This window comes from Microcoleus sp. Z1_A1 (genome assembly GCF_036700305.1).
In the GTDB taxonomy this organism is placed as follows: Bacteria; Cyanobacteriota; Cyanobacteriia; order Cyanobacteriales; family Microcoleaceae; genus Microcoleus.
Genome location: NZ_JAUBOR010000009.1, coordinates 119,788 through 126,433, shown reverse-complemented (window position 1 = coordinate 126,433; position 6,646 = coordinate 119,788). Strand labels below are relative to the sequence as shown.

The window sequence follows — 6,646 nt, the reverse complement described above, 5'->3', positions numbered from 1 at the left end:
CCGGGGCGGGTTTATTTTACCTGTTTGTTTGTCTCAAATATTGTTGGTGAACCCGCCCCTACAGGATTAATGGCAATATTATTGTCGATGATATCATGCAGTTTATTGTCTTTGCATTTGCCCAATCAAATCTAATGCTTTTTGAGCATCTGCATTCATTCCTTGAGTCCTAAATAAACGAGCCGCTTGCTGCAAATCTGCGATCGCCCCTTGTCTATCTCCCATTCTCACCAGCGTAATTCCTCGGTTAGCAAAAGCCTTTGCATAATTGGGATTGAGTTGAATTGCTTGAGTGTAATCAGCTAATGCAGAGCGATCATTATTGATGCGAAACAGCGCTAATCCTCTGTTAAAATAAGTGTTAGCGCGACCGGGATTGATTTGCAGGGCTTGATTGAAATCGTCGATCGCTCCTTTTTGATCGCCCAAGTCCGAAAGCGCTAATCCTCGGTTGTTGTAAGCCGCTGCAAAGTTTCGATCCAAGCGGATGACTTGAGTATAATCTGCGATCGCCCCCGGTTTATCTCCCATTGCTGACAAAACCAGCCCCCGATTGTAGTAAGCGTCAACATAACCGGCATTTAGGGCGATCGCCTTGCTATAATCAGCGATACTCTTGGGCATTTGTCTCAAATCGGAATAAGCGAGGGCTCGATAGAAATAAGCTTCCGCGTAATCAGATTGAGTTTGAATTGCTTGGTTAAAATCGGCAACAGCCCCTGACAAATCTCCCTTGTCAAACCGAGTTAAACCTCGAACATAATAAGTTTTAGCATCTTGCGGATTGTTCAGTTTCAGAGGTGCAGTAGCCGTTGGAGAGGTATTAATTAAAAGTGCCGATCGATTTAAACCTGCTTCGGATAATTGAGCTATAAAAGTGTTGATAGGAATCGCTGAATTAAATCCTGTTTTAATATCGGCTAAACCTGTAATAACTTTTCCGTCAATGACAGGATCGTAATCCCGATCGCCCTCTCCATGAACTCCAACTACCCGCCCTTCTCCATCAAATACAGGCCCTCCACTCATTCCCCCTTTCGTGACAGCATTGTAGCGCAAATTATACCCTTGGGGATGACTTGAAATTCTGCTTGTAACGAAGCCCGGCACAAACTCGAAATTGCGCTCTTTTTGGTGCTGGTTTCTGCTAGCCGGAATACCTGGATAGCCAAACACAAAAATTTGTGTAGCAACTGTCGCTTGTTCGGAATCGCCGAAAGTGACAACAGGATAAGAATCTGCACTGTTAAATGTTACCACTGCTAAATCGGGAGCATTCTGACCTTTCTGTAATAGTACACGACGGGTTACTGGATAGTTTTTTCCCGTATGACTGCGAATTGTATAGGTAAGTTTATCATCATCAACTACATGGTTAGCTGTCAGGAGAGTGTAGGTTGTACCTTGTTTTGCAATAATAAATCCCGTTCCACCACGCTTATCCGATCTGTTAATTTGAACGGTGACAGATTCAGCGAATTTGGCAATTTCTTGGGGAGTTTTTGCGAAAACAGGTGCTGCTGCAAAGACGACTATTCCTGCTACTGTTACTGTTCCTGCGAGGATGCTGGCGAGGGAATCAAACCGCGAATAATCCCTATTCATAGATATTTGCTGAAGAGTAAGATTTTTTATACTTATGACTTACGCATGGGAGTCCAGAAACCGGGTTTTTTGCCCCGAAGACCCGTTATTACCACAGATTCGGTAAAAAACCCGGTTTCTTTGGTCGAAATGCGTCAGCCCTAATACTCCGAATAGTATAGATTAAAATAAAATTTCTGAAAACCAGAAACCCTGGATGTTTTCAGATGATTGCGATTTTTATGACATTTCGTACATTTCGTATATTTCCGCCCTTGCCGGCCTTACTAGGCCATATTTTATTTGTATATCTTCTAGGTTAACCAGCTCGCACTGCATTCCGAAACACTTTCAAAGCTTCTTTTTCTTCGGACATTTGCAGGCATCTCCCCAGCAATTCTAGATCCAAATCCGGCAACAGCATACTCCCAGAAACGCGATCGTAACCTTCCGAGTTCAGTTGGTAAATCGAAAATACACCGTCTTCCCAAAACCAAACTTCGGCTACGTTAAATCTGCGGTAGAATTCCAGTTTATTAATAGTTCCGCTAGTAAAAACAACTTCGATCGCCAAATCGGGTGTTTCTCGCTGCCGCCGGTCTTCGCCAAAGTAGTAAGATAAATCTGGTTCCTTGCTGCTGCCTTTTGTTTCCCCTTGGAGTGTAGCACTGCCCGTCGGTCTAAAACTAATATCTTTTTCTAAAAAAAACTGACCTAGCAGCAATGCCAGCAGGCATTTAATGGTTTCATGTTCCGGCGAAAGTGTCATAATTTCCACATATCCGTCGAGGTAAGACAAGCGAACACTGCGAGTGTACTCTAGCAAGGAATCCAGAGCTTTGAACTGTTCCCAAGTCATTGATAGCGGCAAAATCAACCGCTGTTCCGGGAGTGCAGTTAATTTGGGGTGAGTGGCAATGGTCATATATACTTTCCCCGATTTTTAGTTTCTACTTTTAGATTAGCATAATAATATATAAAGGGAGAAATTGGGGACTTCGAGCGCTCTTGTTCCCCCCTTGTTAAGGGGGGTTATGGGGGATTTTGCCAGTCTAATTCCCTACAAATAACTAAGCCAAAAACTGGAATTGAGAACCGTTAACTGCCAAAGCAAACGGACTTGCCTGTTCAAATGCACCGATAAGTTCAAAGTTGTCCGTGTTTAAAACTATCCCCACAATCTGTCCGGTAAATATGTTTTCAATCACCATGTCGTTGATGATTCCGTCGTTATCGTAAGCAATCAAATTGTCGTTTTCAAAGAAAAGGTCTAGTTCTGTTAAACCGTCCGTCAAACCGATGCGATCGCCCTCGTCGAAGTTAAAATCGGTAATGACATCTGCTCCATCTATACCAAATGCTTCATCGTTGCTTCTGAGGACGAATATGTCACCACCGAGGCCTCCCGTGAGCACGTCAACTCCCCGATCGCCTGCTAAGAAATCGTCGCCCTCATTGCCCTCTAAATCGTCGTCTCCTTGCCCTCCCCGCAGGATATCGTTCCCGAACCCTCCGAAGATCAGGTCATTTCCGGCGTCGCCCCTAACTACGTCGTTGCCATCATTTCCATCCAGGCGATCGTCCTCTTTCCCGCCGTAAATTATGTCATTTCCGCCACCACCACCGATAATATCATTGCCGTTATTTCCTAACAGCCGTTCGTTAGAATCCGACGAACCTCCTATAGTATCGTTGCCATCGAGTCCCCAAACTCCCCAGGGAAAAGACGCCAAATTTCCATTCCCTACGTTAATCTCATCGGGTGTAGCGAATGCCAAAAGACGTGGCCCGCCCCCAGCAAATACAGGAAATCCCGTCACATCGCCAATAAGATTGTTAACCGTTAAAGCCATAACTATGTCCTTTCAAAAATCCTCTTAGCTGTATTATACATTTTAATTATTCTATTGCCAAATAGCAAGAATTTGGATTTGGGCTGCAATTTTTAGTTTCTCAATTAATGACAAGCAACCTGTTGAGCTATAGTCAATTACAATTATCAATACTTCGGTTACGCGATCGTATCAGTTACCAATTCCCAATTCCCAATTACCAGGGCTGTGCTTCATTCAACCCAAACCTGCTATATATCTCGCCTTTTAGTCAAATAGCATTAGTTGCTGACCACGAATTTCTTCATGTGGTACCCGCCACGTGATTTATCGGTGGAATCAATTCTTTAATCGAAAATCGAAAATCAGAAGAGCCCCCGCATTTATCCCTAGGGTCAATTCTTTAATCTAAAATAGAAAATCTAAAATCGATTGACACTATCCGCTACTGTCTACCGCTTATAATGGGTGTTACCCCCCAGGCAGTAAACACGTTAATATCACCTATAACGTCGAGACTGAGAGGTTGTTTGTGAATAAAAGTAAAAGTCCCTGGGCCCATCCTCCGAGAAAAAACCCAGTTTCCGATATCCATACACAAACTTTACAAACAGGATATAAGCTCTTTACAAAGCCATAATCGCCGATCGCTGACATTTTTTGGCAAAATCCACTGCTTTCAGGTGTTTTACTCATGTCTACTCCTAAATCGTCTTCCCATCAAAACAACAACTCCGTAAAATCACTGCCAGCGACAGATATCGTCCCAACAAAGCCAGACAGTAACAATCTGCCCAGCGAACCAAGTATAGAACAGCTACTCGAAGCTTTGGCGGGCCAAGTACCCAGTCAATCTTCAGAAATTGAACCCTTGAAAACGTGGAAACAAGATTTACAGCGATTGTTTCAATTTCTCGGCGATCGCCGCGTTTTAATCGCAGTAATGCAACCGGGAACTTTTGCCCTGCGTTACGCTAACGCGGCATTTTGTCGCTTGGCAGGTTGGGAGGAAACGTCCTTGGCAACTCAATCTACCAACGGTTTGTTTGCAGAAACCGACATCACTCTGCTGCAACTATTCGAGGATGGGGACGGCAAAACAGCAGAACAATTGTACCGCCGCCACCTTTTGCACTGGGTATTTAAGCAATATTATCAAATTGACATCGACGGTTTACGGGTGCTAGAAGAACCTGTCATGGCGAGTGTAAAAAATCCCAAACACAGAGAACCTAGATTTATAGAATTTTGGCTGGGTTCGGAACAGTTGAAAATTACTCGAATTGACTCAAAAATAGATGAATTTGCGGATATTTCTTTAAGATTAATGCCTGTAGCGGAACGGGAAGCTTGGCTGATGCAGCCGAATCAACTGGAGAATTTAGCCGATCGATTGCAGTTGGATAATTATCGCGTAGAAGGCTTGCTGTTGCTAGAAGGTTTTGATGTCACCGTGCAGGAGCAAATTCGGCGGCTGACTCAGTTATTGATCGATCAAGATTCGATGCTGCGGCCAGAGAAATTTGAGAGAATCGATCGGTGTTTGCGATCCCTCTTCCATGCTGACGGCACTTTGCTGCTGCGCCCCGACGGCGAACAGGTACAGCTATTAGTTGCAAAAGACGGCCAACATTTGCAGCCGATTCTTTATTCAATGCACTCCCTAGAAGCTTCTCACTTTTTGAAGGCCACAGCAGCAAATCAAGTTTGGAATGTGCCAGACTTGCGTAGGGAGTGCGAAACCGAGTGCGATCGAACTTTGCGGAGAATGGGAACTCGATCGATGCTGCTGGTGCCCCTCGTAGTCAAATCCGTCACCCGCGAGGGGTGCGGGCAGCGGATTTTGGGAGTTGTGGGGCTGTTGTGCGATCGGCCAAATCACTTCAACGGCATTGACGCTCAACACGCCCAAGAACTCATTCCCGCCTTCATTGCAGCCCTGCGGCAAGCCATACAGGAGCGGTTTACCCACATTCACAACATCCATCCCGCAGTCGAGTGGCGGTTCGCCCAAGAAGCAGAAAGGCGAAGTTGGGGACTACCTCCCGAAACAATCGTATTTGCTGATGTTCATCCGCTATACGGAATTTCGGACATTCGCGGTTCTAGCGACGAAAGAAACCGAGCCATTCAAACTGATTTGCTCGAACAATTTCGCTTAGGTTTAGTCATAGCTGATGCTGTTTGCGAAACACAAACTACCCACCTCGGCGAGCAACTGCGACTCGACTTGCTCGACTACATCCAGCATTTAAAACAAAAAGTAACAGTCGATATGGAGGTGCGAGCAGCCGAATATTTAAACGAGCGTTTAGAAGTATATTTTGACTATTTTGTGCAGTGCGGGCCCAAGGTTCAGGCAGCAGTTAAAGCTTACCAAGCAGCCTGTGAAAATGAGCACAACTGCGTTTACAGCGATCGCAACCGCTACGACCAAATGTTGAACCTAATCAGCACCAAACTTCAAGAAACCTGGGCTCGCTGGCAAGAAAAAATGCAGCAAATTTTGCCCCACTACTGCGATATCGAATGCACCGACGGCATCGATCACATGATTTATGCAGGAAAATCGATCGACCCCACATTCAGCCAGTTTCACCTACACAGTTTACGGTACGAACAACTGCGAGCTATTTGCGATTGCGGTCGCACAGTTTTTCGCCTGCAAGCCGAGTCTCAAATCAACATGGAACTCGCACATTTAGTCTTAGTGCAGAATACCACGATCGACATTTTTCACAACGAAAACACCGAAAAAATGTTTGATGTCAAAGGCACTCGCGACATCCGCTACGAACTTGTCAAAAAGCGGATCGAGAAAGCCGTTGACAAAGACGCACAAGAGCGAATTACTCAGCCAGGAATGTTAACGGTAGTTTATTCAACCGAAGACGAATGGGAAGAGTACCAACAATACTTGCGCTACTTGTCTCGCGAAGGTTGGGTCGAGCCAAAAGTTCAGACCGGCATGGTAGAATCACTGCAAGGAGTCAGCGGTTTAAAATTCGCCCGCGTGCGTATTTTACCTGAACCGGAATCTATTTCTACTATCTGTGAAGTTACGGTAGTCAGCGATTGATAACCCGTTCAATCGCCCGTTTGAGGCCTGCGTGCGATCGCTCCCATCTCCTCCTGTTTGAGGCCTGCGTGCGATCGCTCCCATCCCCCTGAAAAACGGTGCCGCGAAAACATCCGGGACTCACACACAAGACCAATATTACATTTAAGAT

At 45.2% G+C, this 6,646-nt stretch carries 4 protein-coding genes; 1 reads left to right on the top strand and 3 read right to left on the bottom strand.

Annotation, left to right across the window (positions count from 1 at the left end; all coding sequences use genetic code 11):
- Positions 1 to 102: 102 nt before the first annotated feature.
- The 3 genes from QT973_RS08410 to QT973_RS08400 all read right to left on the bottom strand — a co-directional run bounded on the left by QT973_RS08410 (position 103) and on the right by QT973_RS08400 (position 3,437).
- On the bottom strand, positions 103 to 1,605 hold the full coding sequence (locus QT973_RS08410) for a tetratricopeptide repeat-containing serine protease family protein (RefSeq protein WP_333391161.1): 1,503 nt from the start codon (positions 1,603 to 1,605) through the stop codon (positions 103 to 105).
- 298 nt (positions 1,606 to 1,903) lie between these two features.
- Positions 1,904 to 2,509, bottom strand: coding sequence for a Uma2 family endonuclease (locus QT973_RS08405; RefSeq protein WP_333391159.1), 606 nt, complete (start codon positions 2,507 to 2,509; stop codon positions 1,904 to 1,906).
- Between the two features lie 145 nt (positions 2,510 to 2,654).
- Entirely contained in the window at positions 2,655 to 3,437 is a 783-nt protein-coding gene (locus QT973_RS08400; protein ID WP_333053306.1) for a calcium-binding protein, read from the bottom strand.
- Between the two features lie 673 nt (positions 3,438 to 4,110).
- On the opposite strand from QT973_RS08400, the gene QT973_RS08395 reads away from it, so the two are divergent.
- Positions 4,111 to 6,495, top strand: coding sequence for a GAF domain-containing protein (locus QT973_RS08395; RefSeq protein WP_333053307.1), 2,385 nt, complete (start codon positions 4,111 to 4,113; stop codon positions 6,493 to 6,495).
- The last annotated feature ends 151 nt before the right edge of the window (positions 6,496 to 6,646 follow it).